This window comes from Pseudomonas sp. CC11G (assembly GCF_056174845.1).
The window spans coordinates 814,936-832,280 of sequence record NZ_JBWBZC010000001.1 but is presented as its reverse complement, the minus strand read 5'-3'; the positions used below and the strand labels follow the sequence as shown (position 1 = coordinate 832,280).

The 17,345-nt window shown below is 61.1% G+C and carries 12 protein-coding genes and 1 pseudogene; 6 read left to right on the top strand and 7 right to left on the bottom strand.

Annotated features, from left to right (window positions below):
• Positions 1–23: 23 nt before the first annotated feature.
• Entirely contained in the window at positions 24–608 is a 585-nt protein-coding gene (locus AC0V2S_RS03880) for a YajG family lipoprotein (protein ID WP_475508574.1), read from the bottom strand.
• 547 nt (positions 609–1,155) lie between these two features.
• Between AC0V2S_RS03880 and mqo the strand changes: the two genes are divergently transcribed.
• Complete coding sequence (mqo, locus tag AC0V2S_RS03875) at positions 1,156–2,670, top strand: malate dehydrogenase (quinone) (protein WP_475508573.1); 1,515 nt, start codon at positions 1,156–1,158, stop codon at positions 2,668–2,670.
• A 212-nt stretch (positions 2,671–2,882) separates the two neighbouring features.
• On the opposite strand, the gene AC0V2S_RS03870 is transcribed toward mqo, so the two are convergent.
• Both AC0V2S_RS03870 and AC0V2S_RS03865 read right to left on the bottom strand, forming a co-directional pair.
• Positions 2,883–3,992 carry an NADH:flavin oxidoreductase gene (locus AC0V2S_RS03870; protein ID WP_475508572.1) on the bottom strand — a complete coding sequence of 370 codons (1,110 nt, stop codon included), beginning with the start codon at positions 3,990–3,992 and terminating at the stop codon, positions 2,883–2,885.
• A gap of 37 nt (positions 3,993–4,029) precedes the next feature.
• Positions 4,030–4,638, bottom strand: coding sequence for a TetR/AcrR family transcriptional regulator (locus AC0V2S_RS03865; protein ID WP_475508571.1), 609 nt, complete (start codon positions 4,636–4,638; stop codon positions 4,030–4,032).
• 203 nt (positions 4,639–4,841) lie between these two features.
• Between AC0V2S_RS03865 and AC0V2S_RS03860 the strand changes: the two genes are divergently transcribed.
• Positions 4,842–5,120 (top strand): hypothetical protein, encoded by a 279-nt coding sequence (locus tag AC0V2S_RS03860; protein WP_475508570.1) that lies wholly within the window; start codon positions 4,842–4,844, stop codon positions 5,118–5,120.
• A gap of 139 nt (positions 5,121–5,259) precedes the next feature.
• On the opposite strand, the gene AC0V2S_RS03855 is transcribed toward AC0V2S_RS03860, so the two are convergent.
• The gene (locus AC0V2S_RS03855; protein ID WP_475508569.1) at positions 5,260–5,742 is read right to left on the bottom strand and encodes a glutathione peroxidase; all 483 of its coding nucleotides are present in this window, start codon (positions 5,740–5,742) and stop codon (positions 5,260–5,262) included.
• Between the two features lie 92 nt (positions 5,743–5,834).
• On the bottom strand, positions 5,835–6,320 hold the full coding sequence (locus AC0V2S_RS03850) for an FKBP-type peptidyl-prolyl cis-trans isomerase (RefSeq protein ID WP_108096087.1): 486 nt from the start codon (positions 6,318–6,320) through the stop codon (positions 5,835–5,837).
• Here AC0V2S_RS03850 and AC0V2S_RS03845 point away from each other — a divergent pair.
• The 4 genes and pseudogenes from AC0V2S_RS03845 to AC0V2S_RS03830 all read left to right on the top strand — a co-directional run bounded on the left by AC0V2S_RS03845 (position 6,319) and on the right by AC0V2S_RS03830 (position 11,125).
• Positions 6,319–6,641: pseudogene (locus AC0V2S_RS03845) on the top strand (DUF3565 domain-containing protein). The gene AC0V2S_RS03850 and the pseudogene AC0V2S_RS03845 sit on opposite strands and share 2 nt — an antisense overlap.
• Complete coding sequence (locus tag AC0V2S_RS03840) at positions 6,641–7,825, top strand: acetate kinase (protein ID WP_475508568.1); 1,185 nt, start codon at positions 6,641–6,643, stop codon at positions 7,823–7,825. Before AC0V2S_RS03845 ends, AC0V2S_RS03840 begins: the two are co-directional and overlap by 1 nt.
• A gap of 96 nt (positions 7,826–7,921) precedes the next feature.
• Positions 7,922–10,003 (top strand): phosphate acetyltransferase, encoded by a 2,082-nt coding sequence (gene pta, locus AC0V2S_RS03835; protein WP_475508700.1) that lies wholly within the window; start codon positions 7,922–7,924, stop codon positions 10,001–10,003.
• Positions 10,004–10,216: 213 nt separating this feature from the next.
• Positions 10,217–11,125, top strand: a complete 909-nt coding sequence (locus tag AC0V2S_RS03830; RefSeq protein ID WP_475508567.1) for an acyltransferase — start codon at positions 10,217–10,219, stop codon at positions 11,123–11,125.
• A gap of 142 nt (positions 11,126–11,267) precedes the next feature.
• Here the strand turns inward: AC0V2S_RS03830 and AC0V2S_RS03825 are convergent, their stop codons facing one another.
• Together AC0V2S_RS03825 and AC0V2S_RS03820 are read right to left on the bottom strand one after the other, a co-directional pair.
• On the bottom strand, positions 11,268–13,400 hold the full coding sequence (locus AC0V2S_RS03825) for a putative bifunctional diguanylate cyclase/phosphodiesterase (RefSeq protein WP_475508566.1): 2,133 nt from the start codon (positions 13,398–13,400) through the stop codon (positions 11,268–11,270).
• Entirely contained in the window at positions 13,381–17,145 is a 3,765-nt protein-coding gene (locus AC0V2S_RS03820; RefSeq protein ID WP_475508565.1) for a PAS domain S-box protein, read from the bottom strand. The genes AC0V2S_RS03825 and AC0V2S_RS03820 overlap by 20 nt, the downstream gene beginning before the upstream one ends.
• Between the last annotated feature and the right edge of the window lie 200 nt (positions 17,146–17,345).

The window sequence follows — 17,345 nt, the reverse complement described above, 5'->3', positions numbered from 1 at the left end:
GCTTTTTTATTTCAGCGAGATCCTTACTGCGACAGGATCTGGCCAATCGTTGGATCTTTGAAGGTACGCGTCAGGGCATCGCTCAACACGTCGCTGACCAGCTTGGTGTTGGTGTCCTGGTTTGGCGCCATGCCGAATTTCTGATCCAGGGTGGCGCCGTAACGGCCGCTGTAACGGCGGGTGGCGTTCTGCACGTCAGCACGGAAGGTCGCGCCGATGCTGGCTTCGGTCACGTACAGGCCTTCTTTGGGCGACTGGTATTTCAGCTCGGCCAGGGTGATGGTGATTTGCGGTGCATTCGGCGCGCCTGGCGACGGGGTGAAGCCCAGCAGACGTACTGCGGCTTCAGCCTGTTGTTGCAGCTTGGGCAGAATATCCGCGCCGGTCACGCTGATGGCGCTGGTTTCCGGGTACAGGCCACCACGGGTGCCGAGCACCGGCGATGGACGACCATCCACCACGCGCACCACCACAGGCTGGCCTTGACCGACCGGGGTGAGGTTGCTGGTGAGTTTTGGAGTTGGGCTCAGTTGTTGCGGGCTGTGGGCACAGCCAACCAGCGTCAGGCTGGTTACAGCGATCAGACCAAACAACAGACGGTGCAGCATGCTCATCTCTCCACAAGGAATGAAAACGCCCGGCTTGGGCCGCAGATGCGGCCACCAAAAGTCGCCGCTTGAAGGGGCCGCAGTATACCCAGCAGGGCGGCGGCCTGACAGCGCTGAAATGTGAGACACAGCAGGTGTGGCGAGGTTCCGGCCGTGCTGGCGTTTTAACATTTGGGGGCCACAAATACCGGTCGGCATCGGTGCGATTACGGGGTTCGGCGTTGGCGGGCTGACCGGTGGGGAAATAAAAGTCACGCTAAAAAACCAACTTTTGTCATTTCGCCGTTATAATCGCGCCCCGATTATAAGGTCGTCTCCTGATCGGGCCTCGCAGCTACCCTGATGTACTCAGCATCAGTCCGCACCGCCCCAGAGAGTCGCCCACTTCGCGTGGCCTTGCAGCACCTCTGCCTTGCTCTCACACTTGCTCTCCACGGGCTGGTAAAAGCGCGCAGAACGTACCCTTGGCACCCGAACTTTTGAGGTTCACGTCTCCAAAAGAGCGTGAAAAAACGGTTTCACAACTTCACAAGAGTGTGGCGAGCAAATGGCGCAAAACGATTACGAGGCTGTCGATGTGCTGCTGGTAGGTGCCGGCATCATGAGCGCGACACTGGCCGTTCTGTTGAAAGAGCTCGACCCCGGCATCAAGCTGGAAGTCGCTGAAATGCAGGGCAGCGGGGCCATCGAAAGCTCCAACCCCTGGAACAACGCCGGTACCGGTCACGCCGGGCTGTGTGAGCTCAACTACACCCCGCAAGCCGCCGATGGCTCGGTGGACATCAAGAAAGCCGTGCAGATCAACACCCAGTTCGAGGTGTCGAAGCAGTTCTGGGCGCACTTGATGCAGCAAGGCAATTTCGGTTCGCCGAAAGCCTTTATCAACCCGATTCCGCACCTGAGTTTCGTGCAGGGCGAAAAAGGCATCGAGTTCCTCAAAACCCGTCACGAAGCCCTGGTCAAGCACCACGCCTTCGACGACATGCTCTATACCGAAGACAAGGCCACCATGGCCGAGTGGATGCCGCTGATGATGCCCGGCCGTGCTGCCGATGAAGCCATCGCCGCCACCCGCGTGGAGTCTGGTACCGACGTCAACTTCGGCGCCCTGACCACCCAGTTGCTGAAATTTCTCGGTGAGCAAAGCGATTGCCGCGTGAGCTACAACCAGAAGGTTGTCGGTCTCAAGCGCACCGACAAAGGCTGGCGCGTCACCATCAAGGACACGCAGTCCGGTGCCAGCCGTGAAGTCGACACCAAATTCGTGTTCCTCGGCGCCGGCGGCGCGGCCCTGCCGCTGCTGCAGATGTCCGGTATTCCGGAAGGCAAAGGCTTTGGTGGTTTCCCGGTAAGCGGCCAGTGGCTGCGTTGCGATGACCCGGAAATCGTCAAACAGCACGAAGCCAAGGTGTACAGCCAGGCCGCGGTCGGTTCGCCGCCGATGTCGGTACCGCACCTGGACACCCGCGTGGTCGACGGCAAGAAATCCTTGCTGTTCGGGCCATACGCCGGCTTCAGCACCAAGTTCCTCAAGCACGGCTCGTTCCTCGACCTGCCGCTGTCGGTTCGCCCGAGCAACCTCGGCCCGATGCTGGCGGTGGCGCGCGACAACTTCGACCTGACCAAGTACCTGATCAGTGAAGTGTTGCAGTCCAGCGAGCAGCGCATGGAATCGCTGAAGCGCTTCTTCCCGAATGCCAAGGCTGCTGATTGGCGTTTGGAGATTGCTGGTCAGCGTGTGCAGATCATCAAGAAAGACCCGAAAAAAGGCGGCATCTTGCAGTTCGGTACCGAACTGGTTGCGGCAAACGACGGCACCATCGCCGCCCTGCTGGGTGCCTCGCCAGGCGCTTCGGTAACGGTGTCGATCATGCTGGAACTGATCGAGCGCTGCTTCCCTGAGCAAGTGAACGCGGCCTGGGCCGAGAAGCTGAAGACTATTTTCCCTGCGCGGGAAAAGGTGCTGGAAAGCGATGCGGCGCTGTACCGTGAAGTCAACGCCCGCAGCAATGAGCTGCTGGGTCTGACGGCTCGCCAGGTAGAGACTGCTGCTACCGTGTGATGGAAGATGAGTGAAAAAACGGCGCCTGGTGCGCCGTTTTTTTATGCCCCAAAAAGCTTGGCGAGCAAGCTCGCTCCTACAATTGGTCCCCCGTAGGAGCGAGCTTGCTCGCGAACCCTGGAAACGGAATTCCTCCAGACGAAAAAAAGCCCCACCGAAGTGAGGCCTGAAAGTGCTGCGCCTGTTACAGCGCAACAAGGGAAAAGCGTTACTTAAACCAGGGTGGTCAGCGCTTCGCGGCTAAAGGCGAGAATCTCGTCTTCACGGCCATCACGTACTTTCACTGCCCAGTCCGGGTCAACCAACAGCGCACGGCCCACGGCCACCAAATCGAATTCCTGCTTGTTCAGGCGATCCAGCAGCGCGTCCAGCTTCTCTGGCTGCGCGACCTTGTCAGTCTTGACCATGAACTGCATGAACTCGCCGTCCAGGCCGACGCTGCCGACGGTGATGGTCGGTTTGCCGGTGAGCTTGCGGGTCCAGCCAGCCAAGTTGAGGTCGGAACCGTCGAACTCCGGCTCCCAGAAACGGCGGGTGGAGCAGTGGAAAATATCCACGCCGGCATCGGCCAGCGGCTGCAGAAATTCGCCCAGGGCTTCTGGTGTGGTCACCAGGCGCGCGGTGTAGTCCTGCTGCTTCCACTGCGAGAAGCGGAAGATGATCGGGAACGTCGGGCTGGTGGCAGCGCGTACGGCCTTGATCAGCTCGATGGCGAAACGCGAACGGTTGGCCAGGCTGCCGCCGTATTCGTCGTCGCGCTGGTTGGTGCCTTCCCAGAAGAACTGGTCGATCAGGTAGCCATGGGCGCCGTGGATTTCCACGCCGTCCATGCCGATGGCCTGGGCGTCTTTGGCGGCCTGGGCGAACGCGGCGATCACCTCGTCGATGTCTTGCTGGGTCATGCCGTGAACGACTTCAACGCCGTCCTTGGTTTTGCCGGTTGGGCCATAGCCTGGAACGCTGGCGTCTGGCTCGGTGCCGATGCGGCGCACGCTGCCCACATGCCACAGCTGCGGAGCGATCTTGCCGCCTTCGGCGTGCACGGCATCAACCACTTCTTTCCAGCCAGCCAGGGCGTCTTCGCCGAAGAATCGCGGTACGTGCGGGTAGCCGTTAGAAGCCTTGTGGCCAACGGTGGTGCCTTCGGTGACGATCAGGCCGACACCGGCAGCAGCGCGGCGACGGTAGTACTCAATCACGCCGGCATTAGGCACGCCGCCCGGGGAGAACGAACGGGTCATGGGCGCCATTACCACGCGGGTTGGCAATTCCAGTTCGCCGAGGCGGAAGGGTTCGAACAGGGCTTTTACAGGGGCGGTCATGCAAATCTCCTAACGGGCATCAGTGGCCATTGGGTCATCAATTAGTGGGCGTCAGCAGACGTTCCAGTTGGTGCAGAAAAACGCTCAGCGGCGCCGCATTGGCGCCCGCTTTCATACGCATCAAAGTGCCTTCCCAGGCATTGGCGATAAATTCAGCCAGCTCCACGCAATCGGTGGCGGCATTCAGTTCGCCGGCTTCGCGTGCTTCGGTGAGGCACTGGGCGAGGATGCCGACCGAGCGCTGCAGAATGCTTTCCACCTGCAAGCCAATCGGCTGCGACGGCTCGGCCATTTCAAAACTCAGGCTGCCGATAAAGCAGTGATATTGCGGGCGTTCCTGGCGGCGGAAGTGGTTCAGCAGCTCGCCGTAGAAGCTCAGGATGCGCTGGCACGGGCTCAGGTTCTGGTCACTCAAGGCCTGCGCATAACGCTGCAAACGCGGCGCGTAGAGGAACTCCAGCGCGTGTACGGCGAAGTCTTCCTTGCTGGCGAAGTAGTGATAGAACGAGCCTTTGGGAATGCCGGCGGCCTGCACAATCTCCTGCACGCCGGTGCCGTGGTAGCCGCGACGCAGCATCACTTCCGAGCCCTTGGTAAGGATCAGGTCGCGTTTGTCGAGGCGGATGGTGGAGGTAGCGTTCGTCATGGCGGTGATCATATGACCGGTCGTCTCGCCCCGCCCAGCATCATTGATGGCAGTGATAAAGCACTACAGACGGATCGGTTTATCGCGATATCGCGATAGCCCGGTTTCATCAATAGCAGGTATCAAACGGGTCGATTTCAACCGAAGCGGAGCGAGGAATAGTCTGGCCTCACTCTCACTCACCGGGCCGATAGGAGGCTCCAATGAACCGCTTCGCAACTATCGCCCTGCTACTGATTGCTACCGTTCTGACCGGCTGTGCTGGCCAAGGCCACTCGATGTTGGAACTGCACCCCTACACCGCCCTGGAAGTTCGCCAGAAAGCGTTGGAAGACTTGAGCCGTCAGGGTCTGTCGTTCGACGAATACCAGCTTAAACGCGCCCAATTGCAGGGCCAGCCAGTGCGTGATTTCGACTTTGATGGGCAGGATGAGCTGAATGCGGGCCGTAGCAACGGCAACCGCGAAGCGCATCAGGGTTAACGAGGCTTTTAGGCTTCTTCCGGGCTACTGGGCTAGAGCCAAGCAAGGCGCCCCGGAGCTTTTAAGCGCAGCGTACTGTAGTACGTGAGCATAAAAGCGAGGACGCAACGCAGCATGGCCGACGCCCAGGAGTTCGTAACTAGGCCAGGGCTTTCTCGATGGCTTGAATGATGGCGGGATCATCCGGCGCCGTCCGCGGCGAAAACCGCGCCAACACTCGGCCATCCTGCCCCACCAGGAACTTCTCGAAATTCCAGGTGATATCCCCAGGAAACTCCGCGCCCTCGCCCGCCAGCAAGCGGTAAAGCGAGTGACGGCCGGGGCCATTCACTTCCAGCTTGCTGCTCAACGGAAAGCTCACGCCGTAGTTGAGGCTGCAGAATTCCTTGATCTCGTCTTCGCTGCCAGGCTCCTGGCCGGCGAACTGGTTGCACGGCAAGCCGAGCACCGCGAAACCCTGGTCTTTGTATTGCTGGTACAGACTTTCCAAACCCGCGTACTGGGGCGTCAGGCCGCATTTCGAAGCGACATTGACCACCAGTACAACCTTGCCCTTGAAGGGCGCGAGCGGCAATTCCTGGCCATCCAAGGCGCGTAAATTGATGTCGTGAAAAGCACTCATGACGAACTCCCAATCAGTCATTACGAACAAAAAAGGCGCCCGTTGAGCGCCTTTTTGGTAATCCAGTTAGCCGCTAATGCAGCGTAGCTGAATCAATGGTGGTGACCACCTTCGCCATGGATATGACCATGGGCGATTTCTTCTTCGCTAGCCGCACGTACGGCAACGACTTTGATCTGGAAGTTCAAACGTTGGCCAGCCAGCGGGTGGTTGCCGTCGACGGTAACGTCGTCGCCGTCCAGATCGCGGATGGTGACGATCTGCATGCTGCCGTCCGGAGCGGAGGCGTGGAACTGCATGCCTACTTCCAATTCGTCGACGCCTTCGAACATGCTGCGGCTCAGGGTGCTGACCAGTTCAGCACTGTATTCGCCGTAGGCTTCTTCAGGTTCAACAGCCACGTTCAGTTCGTCGCCAGCTTGTTTGCCAACCAGGGCTTTTTCCAGACCGACGATAATGTTGCCTGCGCCTTGCAGGTAGACCAGCGGGGCGCCGCCGGCAGAGCTGTCGATCACCTCACCAGCATCGTTGGTCAGGGTATAGTCGATGGAGACAGCCGTATTGGCAGCGATCAGCATGGGGCGGGACCTTTGCGTAAGAGTGGAGAACGGGCAAGTTTAACCAAGGGTTCGACCGAAAGCGACCCGAGCGCAGACGGACGGACGCAGCCCCCAGTGCATATTTCAGGCTTTGCCCAGGACGAAGAAGGCCACTGGGTGGCAGTGCTTTCCTGCGGGCATACTCAGCACCTGCGCCACCAACCGCCCTGGCAGAACCGCGAGTGGGTGCAAGACCCCGTGCAACGGCAAGAAAAAATCGGCCAACCCTTTACCTGTGGTTGGTGCGCCCAGGGGCAGGAGCCCCCGGTTGAAAGCGATCAGCACGTCGAGGAGCAGTGATGCAAGCACGGCATATTCTGGTGATTAATTGCGGCAGTTCATCCATCAAGTTCGCCCTTATCCACGAGGCCCATTCTCAGACGTTTTTAAGCGGTGAAGCGCAGAACCTCGGCACCTACGATGCCGAACTGCATTGGCGCCGGGGCCCCGAACACGACAGCCTGATGATTCCCAACGCCGACCACCGCGCCGCCCTGTCGCAGTTGCTGCCGATTGTGCAAAGCGCCTGTGGCGGCAAGTTGCACGGCATCGGCCATCGCGTGGTGCATGGCGGTGAACACTTCAGCGCCGCGCGGCGTATCGACCAACAGGTGCTGGCCGAAATCAAAGCCACCGCCCACCTGGCGCCGCTGCACAACCCGGCCAACCTGCTGGGCATCGAAACCACCCTTAAACAATTCCCTAACTTGCCGCAGGTGGCGGTGTTCGATACCGCGTTCCACCACAGCCTGCCCGAATACGCCTTTCGCTATGCCGTGCCGGAAAACCTGTACCGCGACCATGGCATTCGCCGCTATGGCTTTCACGGCACCAGCCACCGCTACGTCACGGCCCGCGCAGCCGAGATGAGCAACCTGCCGGTCGACGACAGCTGCTGGCTCTCGGCGCACTTGGGCAATGGCTGCTCCACCTGTGCTGTGGTCAACGGTGAAAGCCGCGACACCAGCATGGGCCTGACCCCACTGGAAGGCGTGGTGATGGGCACCCGCAGCGGCGACGTTGACCCCAACCTGCACAGCCACCTGGCCATGGCCCTGGGCTGGGATATCGAAAAAATCGACTACATGCTCAACCACGACTCTGGTCTGCTGGGCTTGTCGGGCCTGTCCAACGACATGCGCACCCTGGAGCAGGCGCACCACGACGGTCACGAAGGCGCGACTCTGGCCATCGAAGTGTTCTGCTACCGCCTGGCCAAATCGTTAGCCGCCATGAGCTGCGCCTTGCCGCGCCTCGATGGGCTGATCTTCACTGGCGGCATCGGCGAGAATTCACCGCTGATTCGCGGCAAAACCGTGGCCCATTTACGCCTGCTCAATCTGCTGCTCGATGACGAAGCCAACGAGCGCTATAGCCGCGGCCTTTCCGGTACGATCCACGCCTACGGCCACCCACGGGTGCTGGTGATTCCCACCAACGAAGAGCGGCAGATCGCCCTCGATACCTTGCAGCTACTGCACTAACAGCGCCGCACGATCCATGTAGGAAAGCAAATCAGCAGAACCCGCCCCACCGGCGGGTCTCTTATAAAAAGCGTGAACCACGCGCTGCTCAGGAACCTGAATGCAAACTTCTTCCTTGCCCCCAGCGGTTTTGGAGTTGGCCTTACCTCCATCAGCCTCGGCATGGTCGGCGCGCTCGAACGCGTTGGCCTGCGCGTCGGTTTTTTCAAACCGGTGGCGCAACCGCAGCCCGGCGACCTCGGCCCGGAGCGCTCCAGCGAGTTGATCGCCCGCACCCACGGCCTGCACTCCCCTGCCCCGGTCAGCCTCGGCCATGTGGAACGCATGCTCGGCGAAGGCCAGCTCAACGATTTGCTGGAAGAATTTATTCGCCTGTACCAGGACGCCGCCCGTGACAAAGACGTGGTGATCGTCGAAGGCATGGTGCCCACGGCACACACCAGCTACGCCGCGCGTATCAACCTGCACCTGGCGAAAAGCCTGGATGCCGAAGTGATTCTGGTGAGCGCACCAGACGATGAAAGCATCAGCGAGCTGTCCGACCGCCTGGAAATTCAGGCGCAAATGTTCGGCGGCCCGCAGGACAACGCGGTGCTCGGCGTCATCCTCAACAAAGTGCGCGACGACACCATCGCCACCCGCCTGCACGACCACTCGCCGCTGCTGCGCCGCAACGACTTCCGCCTGCTCGGCAGCATTCCCTGGCTCGACCAATTGAACGCGCCGCGCACCCGCGATATCGCCGACCTGCTCGGCGCACGGGTGATCAACGCCGGCGACTACGAGCAACGGCGTATGCAGCGCATCGTGCTGTGCGCCCGCGCCGTGGCCAACACCGTGCAACTGCTCAAACCGGGCGTGCTGGTGGTAACGCCGGGCGATCGCGACGACATCATCCTCGCCGCCTGCCTGGCCGCCACCAATGGCATGCCGCTGGCCGGCTTGCTGCTGTGCAGCGATTTTCCGCCGGACCCACGCATCATGGAGCTGTGCCGCGGCGCCCTGCAAAGCGGCTTGCCGGTGCTGTCGGTCACCACCAGTTCTTACGACACCGCGAACAATCTCAATCGCCTGAACAAAGAAATCCCCATCGATGACCGTGAGCGCGCCGAGCGGGTTACCGACTTTGTCGCCAGCCATATCGATCACGAGTTCCTCAGCAAGCGCTGCGGCGAACCGCATGAGCAGCGCATGTCGCCGCCGGCCTTTCGTTTCCAACTGGTGCAACGTGCGCAAGCGGCCAACAAACGCATCGTGTTGCCCGAAGGCAGCGAGCCGCGCACCGTGCAGGCCGCCGCCATCTGTCAGGCACGCGGCATTGCCCAGTGCGTGCTGCTGGCCAAGCCGGAAGAGGTGCAATTGGTGGCCCAGGCGCACGGCATTGAATTGCCGCCGGGGCTGGAAATTCTCGACCCAGACCTGATCCGCAGCCGCTACGTGGCGCCGATGGTGGAGCTGCGCAAAGGCAAAGGCCTGAACGCGCCGATGGCCACCCAGCAACTGGAAGACCCGGTGATGCTCGGCACCATGATGCTGGCCCTGGATGAGGTTGACGGGCTGGTATCTGGCGCCATCCACACCACCGCCAACACGATTCGCCCGGCCCTGCAGCTGATCAAGACCGCCCCGGGCTACAAGCTGGTGTCGTCGGTATTTTTTATGCTGCTGCCGGACCAGGTGGTGGTGTACGGCGACTGCGCAGTAAACCCCGACCCGACCGCCAGCGAGCTGGCCGAAATTGCCGTGCAGAGCGCCGACTCGGCGACCGCCTTTGGCATCGAGCCACGGGTGGCGATGATCAGCTATTCCACCGGCGAATCGGGCACCGGCGTGGATGTGGATAAAGTGCGCGAAGCCACGCGCCTGGCCAAACAGGCGCGGCCCGACCTGCTACTGGACGGCCCGCTGCAATACGACGCCGCCGCCATCGACAGCGTGGCGCTGCAAAAGGCGCCGAACAGCGCTGTGGCCGGGCATGCCACGGTGTTTGTGTTCCCCGACTTGAACACCGGCAACACCACCTACAAGGCCGTGCAGCGCAGCGCCAATTGCGTGAGCGTGGGACCGATGTTGCAGGGCTTGCGCAAGCCGGTGAACGACCTGTCGCGCGGGGCGATGGTGGACGACATCATTTACACGATTGCGCTGACGGCGATTCAGGCGGCTAACCTGCCGTAACACCGACCTGTTTTTTTGGCTCTTTGTGGGAGAGGCTTCAGCCTCGATGCTCTTGATTTAAAAGCATCGAGGCTGAAGCCTCTCCCACAAGGTCGACCGATCTTATTTCGGGTTTGCAGTTCTTCTCGCAATCGTTAATCTCTGCGCCTAACAACCGCCAACTTCCTGGAAAAGAGCGGCTAACAATAATCTTCTCAGAGGCTCGACGCCCCTATGTTGTCCTTTCTGCCTGCGCCGCTACGCGGTGTACTCGCCACCATTTTGCTGTTCGCCAATACCCTGATCTGGTGCTGGTTTCTGTTTATCGCCGCGCTGGTGAAGTTGCTGCTGCCGTTCAAACCGGTGCGCACGGTGTGCAACCTGGTGCTGAACTGGGCCGCCGAAGCCTGGATCGCCTGCAATAGCGGTTGGATGTGGCTGGTGCAAAAAACCGAGTGGGATCTCAAGGGCCGCGAGCAGTTCAAGTACGACGGCTGGTATCTGGTCACCAGCAACCACCAGAGTTGGGTCGACATTCTGGTGCTGCAACACACGCTGAACCGCCGTCTGCCGTTCTTCAAATTCTTCCTCAAGCAGGAACTGATCTGGGTGCCGGTGATTGGCCTGTGCTGGTGGGCGTTGGATTTCCCATTTATGAAGCGCTACACCAAGGCCTATCTGGAGAAACACCCGGAAAAGAAAGGTCAGGACACCGCCGCCACCCGCCGCGCCTGCGAGAAATTCAGTGATGTGCCGGTGGCCGTATTCAACTTCCTCGAAGGCACCCGCTTTACTCCGGCCAAGCATGACCAGCAGGGTTCACCGTTCCGTTACCTGCTCAAGCCCAAGGCCGGTGGTATTGCCTTCGTGCTGGATGCCATGGGCGCGCGGTTGAAGTCGATGGTCAACATCACCATCCACTACCCCGAAGGCAACCCGAGTTTCTGGTCGTTTCTGTGTGGCGAAGTACCGAAGGTGGTGGTGCGTTACCACACCCTGGAAATTCCACGGGAGTTTCTCGGCAAGGACTACAACAGCGATGAAACCTACCGCCTGGGGTTCCAGCAGTGGGTGAACAAATTGTGGGAAGAGAAGGATGCGGAGTTAGGGCGGTTGCACGAAGAGTTTCCGCCTTCGAAGTAACCACGCCCCCTTCATAAAACACCGTCGTCCCAGCGCAGGCTGGGACCCAGAATTCAGGACCAATCACCGCTCTCCTGAACAACTCTGGATTCCGGCCTGCGCCGGAATGACGGGAGATCGGCGTTCTACGCAGCCAGCTCCATTACGGCTTCCGATAAACATCCCAATCAATCTGCGCCGGAAAGTGCGCCGTCTCTGCCACCGGCAGCCCTTTAGCCACCAGAAAGCCCTGCATGATGTGGCAGCGGTGTTCCAGCAGCCAGTCGCGCTGCTCGATGGTTTCCACCCCTTCGGCAATCACTTCCAGCCCCAGGTTGTGCCCCAGGTCGATGATGGTGCTGACCACCGCCGCGTCTTTGGGCGAGCTGAGCATGTTGGAGATAAACAGCCGGTCGATCTTCAGCGTGTCGAGCTCGAAGTGGCGCAGGTAGGCCAGCGATGAGTAGCCGGTGCCAAAGTCGTCGATGGCGATTTTTACCCCCAGCGCACGCAACTGGCTGAGCTGTTCGCGGGTCATGTCGAGGTCTTGCATCAGCGCGCTCTCGGTCACTTCCACTTCCAACTGCGCCGGCCTCAACCCCAACTCCAGCAATACGCGGCGCAAGTCCTCCACCAATTGCGGCATGGCGAATTGCACGGGGCTGACGTTCAGACTCACCACCACCTGATCGCCAAAGGCCGGCCGCCAATCGCAGCATTGCTGCACGCCGTGGCGGAAGATCCAGTCCCCCAGCCGGTTAATCAACCGCGTTTCTTCCAGCAGCGGAATAAACACGTTCGGCGCAATGGTGCCGGACACCGGATGTTCCCAACGCAGCAGCGCTTCAAAGCCACGCAGCTTGCCGGTTTCCAGGTAGATCTGCGGCTGGTACACCAGCACGAAATCGTCCTGCTCAATGGCGTTGCGCAGACTTTCTTCGAGCATCAAACGCGAGCGGGCGCGGCCGTTCATTTCCGGGGAGAAGAAGCGGTATTGCTGGCGACCGGCGCGTTTGGCTTCGTACATGGCCATATCGGCCGCGCGCATCAGCCCGTCGACGCTGCGCCCGCATTCGGGGTAGCTGGCGATGCCGATACTGGCGCCCAGGGTCACGTCCATGCCGTCGACGCGGTGGCGCACCGACACCAGCTCAATGAGTTTTTCAGCAATACGCGCGGCGTCTTCGGGGTGTTCCAGGCCGTCGAGCAAGGCAGTGAATTCATCGCCGCCCATGCGCGCCAGCACGTCGTACGGGCGCAAGCTGGAACGCAGCAAATCGCCAACCTGGCGCAATACCTGGTCGCCGGCCGCATGGCCGAGGGAGTCGTTGATGCGTTTAAAGCCGTCGAGATCGACATACAGAATGGCCATGCGCTTGCCGCTGCGATCGAGCCGCGCCAAGTTGGCTTCCAGCGCCTGGTGAAAACCGCGGCGGTTCAGCAGCCCGGTCAGCGCATCGGTAGAAGCCTGAGATTCCAGCTGGGCATACAGGTTACGCACCACCGACATATCCAGCGCCAGAATCACCATTGAGCGCTGCAAGCGCGGCAAAGGCGAACTGGACAACGCCACCGGCAGCACCTGGCCGCTGACGGCGCGCAAGCTGGCGTCGTGCAGGCGGTACGCCTCGCCGCGCAGCCAGTGCTTGTAAAATTCGGAGTCTTTCCACGCGGTCGGGATGCCCGAGGTTTCCAGGTAATCCAGAATCGGCGTGCCTTCAATCCCCGCCACCGTGCCATTGAGCATGCGCGCCATGGCCGGGTTCACGAAGTTGATGGTGCCCTCTTCGCTCACCACCACAATGCCTTCGGCGGCGTTTTCCAGCACCGAGGCATTGAACGCGCGGGCGCTGTCCAGTTGCTTGGACAGCAGCTGCAATTCGTGGCGATTGCGTTCGTGTTCGAGCAGCACATTGATCTTGTGCCGCAGCACCTGCGGGTCGAACGGCTTGAGAATAAAGTCCACCGCCCCGGTGGCGTAGCCACGCAGCACCGAGTCTTCGGTATGGGCAATGGCCGACAAAAAGATGATCGGCGTATAGCGGGTGGCCGGGTTGCCGCGCATCAGGCGCGCCACCTCGAAGCCATCCATGTGCGGCATCTGCACATCGAGCAGCACCAGGCCGACATCGTTATCGAGCAGGCACTGCAGGGCGGCTTCGCCTGAGTTGACCGTGCGAACCTCCCAGGGGCTATCACCCAGCAGGGCTTCCATGGCCACGAGGTTCTCCTCGCGGTCATCGACCACCAGCAATATTTGATCGCCGGACTGCGGTTTAAGCTGCGCTAGAGCCATTTCTTCCCTCCGATTTCGCTAACCAGCGTTCCAGCAGCACCATCAGGTCCTGCCGCGCCACTGGTTTGGCTAAATAGTCATCCGTGCCCGCGGCTAAACATTTCTCGCGGTCGCCCTTCATCGCATGGGCCGTCAACGCAATGATCGGCACCGTGCAGCCTTTCTCCTGCTTGAGCAAACGGGTGGCGGTGTAGCCGTCCATATTGGGCATCGCCATGTCCATCAAGATCAGGTCAAACGTTTGTTCCGCAAAAGCGGCCAGGGCTTCGAAGCCGTCTCTGGCGGTGCTGACCTCAAGGCCAAGCTCATCAAGCACGGCGCTCATTGCATAGATATTGCGTACGTCGTCGTCCACCAACAGCACCCGCCGGCCCAGCAACGGATTGACCCGTTCCACAACGGCCTCGGGCTGCGGTTCGCGCACGCTGGAAAGAAATCCTTGTACGGCCAGGCTCAGGGCTTGCAGGTCCTGACCGTTCTTCTGCACCACCACCGCCGAGTAACGACGCAAACGTTGCAGGCTCTGCTGGGTGACATCCACGCCGGTATTCACGACCACCCGTGTATTGCTCAGAGGACGCTGGCGCGACATGAGTTCAATCAAATCGAAGCCATCCTGATCGGGCAGATCGAGGTCCACGACGAGGGCGGCAAATTCGTCGTTCTGGTACGCGTTGCGCGCCTGTTCGGCGGTGGCCACGGCCGTCACGCTAAAGCCCAATTGGCTGAGGTGTTCGCGGTAGTACTCGCGCTCGGGGTCGATGTCTTCCACCAGCAGCAGGCGGTTGTGTTCTTCGTGCTCGTGACGGGCCAGGTCGGTAAACACCTGCTCCAGATCGGCGCGGGCAATCGGCTTGACCAGGTAGCGGGTGCCGGTGTCATTCCAGTCATCCGGCTGCGGCACGCAGGAGATGATATGCACCGGCATGCCATTGTGTTGCGGCTGGCCGCGCAGACTGCGGTAGATCTGCCAGCCGCTGATATCGGGCAGCAGAATGTCGAGAATCACCGCCGCGAACTGCTCGCGTTGCAGCAGCTCGATGGCCTGGCTGCCGCTGCGGCAATGCACGCAGGCAAAGCCATGGGCCTGAGCCTCTTCGGCGATCAGGCCGGCAAAATTCATATCGTCTTCGACCACCAACAACACCGGGCCCTGACCGGTACGGGTCGGTGCGACAGCCGTAGAGGGCGTCGCGACCTGGGTGTTCTGCACCACGGTCACCGGCAACAGCACGGTAAACAACGAGCCCTGCCCCGGCGCGCTGTCCAGGCGCACGGTGCCTTCGAGTACTTCGACCAATTGCCGGGTAATCGCCAGGCCCAGGCCAGTGCCGCCAAAGGCGCGGCTGGTCGAGCCATCAATTTGCTGAAAGGCCTGAAATACCCGCTGATGCTGTTCCGGTGCGATGCCGATACCGGTGTCGCGCACGCCGATTTTCAACATTACGCGCCCGTCTTCCTGGGCCACCGCGGCACAGCTGACGGATAGTTCCACTTCGCCGCGCTCGGTAAATTTCAGCGCATTGGAAAGCAGGTTGCGCAGAATCTGCTGCAAGCGCCCACGGTCACTGAAAATCACCCGTGGCACCTGCGACTCCAGGGTGCTGATCAGGCGCAGGCCCTTGAGTTCGGCCATGGGTCGCAGGCTAGCGTCCAGCTCCTGAATAAGGTCGTGGACATTCATCTGCTCCATTTTCAATTGCACACGGCCGGCTTCGATGCGCGCCAGGTCGAGCACGTCGTTGATCAGTTGCAGCAGGTCGCGGCCGGCGCGGTGAATGATGTCGGAGTGCTTGACCTGCTTGTCGTTGAGGTTGCCGACGCTGTTCTGTTTGAGCTGCTCGCTGAGGATCAGGATGCTGTTGAGCGGCGTGCGCAGCTCGTGGGACATATTGGCGAGAAATTCCGATTTGTAGCGGTTGGCCAAGGCCAGTTGTTCGGCCTGTTCGCGCAGGCGGGTTTCGGCGGCCTTGCGCTCGCTGATGTCGATGATCACCGCCTGCACCAGCACATCTTCGCCACTGCGCAGCGGCGACAGGCCGACTTCCAGGGGGATCAGCCGGCCATCGTGGTGGCGGCCGAACAGCTCACGGTTATTGCCCATCTGTCGCGGTTCGGGCGAGCGCAGAAAGCTTTTGCGCAGTCCCACGTGCAGATCCTGCAGCGACTCGGGCAGCAGTTTTTCCACGGTCTTGCCCAGCAACTCGGCGCGCGGGTAGCCAAACAATTGCTCGGTCTGGCGGTTGGCCATGGCGATGCGGCCTTGGCTGTCCACCAGCACGATGGCATTGGGCGAGGCCTCGACCACCAAGCGAAAACGCTCCTCGGCGGCCTTGCGCGCGCTGATATCGATGACCACCGCCTGCACCAGTACATCCGGCCCGCTGCGCAGCGGCGACAGGCCGACTTCCACGGGAATGGAATGGCCGTCCTTGTGCTGGGCGAACAGCTCGCGGTTGCCACCCATTTGCCGGGGCTCAGGGGCTTTCTGGAATTCCTTGCGCATGCCCACATGGGCGTGGCGCAGGGATTCGGGCAGCAGTTTTTCCACCGCCGCGCCCACCAACTCATCGCGCGGGTAGCCGAACATCAGTTCGGCCTGCTGGTTGACCATGGCGATGCGCCCGCTGCTGTCGACCAGCACGATGGCATTGGGCGAGGCCTCGACCACCAGGCGAAACCGCTCCTCGCGCTCACGCAGTCCGGCACTCAGTATTTCGCTATTGGCCAGGGCGCGCTCGCGCAGCAAGAGGTAGCCGCCGACCATCAAGCCGAGCAACGCCGAGGCCAGCAGGCCCACCCACAGATTGAATTGCAGGCGGGGGTTTTCCAGGCGCCGCTCGTATTGCTGGGTGCTGCTGACGGTCAGCTGCCATTCGCGGCCGAACACGGTGATATTGCGCGTGAGCTGAAACGCCGAGTTGCCGCGATAACCGCCGCTGAGCAAGGCGCCGCCGTCGTCGGAGTTATCCACCAGTTCGATCTGGTAAAGCTCACTGCGGCTGCCAAGAATGCCGGCGAGTAAATCCTGCATACGGAAGGAACCGGACACCGCGCCGAGAAACCCCTGTTGGCGCTCCGGCTCGCTGGTGACCGGCGCCGTCTTGGCGTACACCGGCATATAGAGCACGGCGCCGACCTGAACGTCCTGATCGGTTTCCGATTTGAGTTTCAGCGGCGCCGACAACACCGCTTCGCCGCTGTTGCGCGCCTGGTAAATCGCCTTGCGCCGCAACGCTTCAGACAGCACATCGAAGCCCAGGCCACGGCGGTTACGCCAGTCGAGTGGGCTGGTGTAATCGACGATCAGGTAGTCCTCGCGTTCGCCGGCGGGAAAGATGCGGAAATCCTTGCGCCCCTCGCTCCGCTCGTTTTCCACAAACGCGGCCAATTCCGCCGCGCGCAGATAACGCACCCAGGACACTGCCTGAATGCCGGGATAACGATCCTGAAGTTGTAACTGGTCGGTGGCGCGCATCCACTCTTCGGCGCTCACCTCATCACTGCCGGCCAGCAACCCGGCCATGCCGCGCAACACCATCTCGTAGGCACGCATGCGCTCGGTGATGCTCTGTTGCACATCATCCACGGCGATGCTGAAGCGCTGTTCCTGTTCGCGCCGGTTGTTGGCATTGAGCTCCTGCCACTGCCACACCACCAGCGCGCCCAGCCCCGCCATCAGCCCCACTGCCACCAGATACGGTAGCCAGGGCCGGCGCGAGTGAAATCCGGGGTTTTCGTCCATGTAAGCTCCTGATCCTCCGCCGGCGCCCCTACCCTTGGGCAATGGAACCCGGCCAGCAATGACCCGCCCGGGCCATTGCGCTGAAGTCTAGACAGGAATTTGCCGATGGGCGCTTTGCCATCAAAAGATGACCGAGCGGTTAAGTGTCGGCGTGTAGGAAAGTCAAAAGCTCGAGGCTAAAGCCTCTCCCACCCAGCCCG

What these genes read in the sequence shown, in the direction of transcription:
- AC0V2S_RS03880 (WP_475508574.1), bottom strand. Translation starts at nt 608, where the DNA reads ATGCTGCACCGTCTGTTGTTTGGTCTGATCGCTGTAACCAGCCTGACG.
- mqo (WP_475508573.1), top strand. Translation starts at nt 1,156, where the DNA reads ATGGCGCAAAACGATTACGAGGCTGTCGATGTGCTGCTGGTAGGTGCC.
- AC0V2S_RS03870 (WP_475508572.1), bottom strand. Translation starts at nt 3,992, where the DNA reads ATGACCGCCCCTGTAAAAGCCCTGTTCGAACCCTTCCGCCTCGGCGAA.
- AC0V2S_RS03865 (WP_475508571.1), bottom strand. Translation starts at nt 4,638, where the DNA reads ATGACGAACGCTACCTCCACCATCCGCCTCGACAAACGCGACCTGATC.
- AC0V2S_RS03860 (WP_475508570.1), top strand. Translation starts at nt 4,842, where the DNA reads ATGAACCGCTTCGCAACTATCGCCCTGCTACTGATTGCTACCGTTCTG.
- AC0V2S_RS03855 (WP_475508569.1), bottom strand. Translation starts at nt 5,742, where the DNA reads ATGAGTGCTTTTCACGACATCAATTTACGCGCCTTGGATGGCCAGGAA.
- AC0V2S_RS03850 (WP_108096087.1), bottom strand. Translation starts at nt 6,320, where the DNA reads ATGCTGATCGCTGCCAATACGGCTGTCTCCATCGACTATACCCTGACC.
- AC0V2S_RS03840 (WP_475508568.1), top strand. Translation starts at nt 6,641, where the DNA reads ATGCAAGCACGGCATATTCTGGTGATTAATTGCGGCAGTTCATCCATC.
- AC0V2S_RS03830 (WP_475508567.1), top strand. Translation starts at nt 10,217, where the DNA reads ATGTTGTCCTTTCTGCCTGCGCCGCTACGCGGTGTACTCGCCACCATT.
- AC0V2S_RS03825 (WP_475508566.1), bottom strand. Translation starts at nt 13,400, where the DNA reads ATGGCTCTAGCGCAGCTTAAACCGCAGTCCGGCGATCAAATATTGCTG.
- AC0V2S_RS03820 (WP_475508565.1), bottom strand. Translation starts at nt 17,145, where the DNA reads ATGGACGAAAACCCCGGATTTCACTCGCGCCGGCCCTGGCTACCGTAT.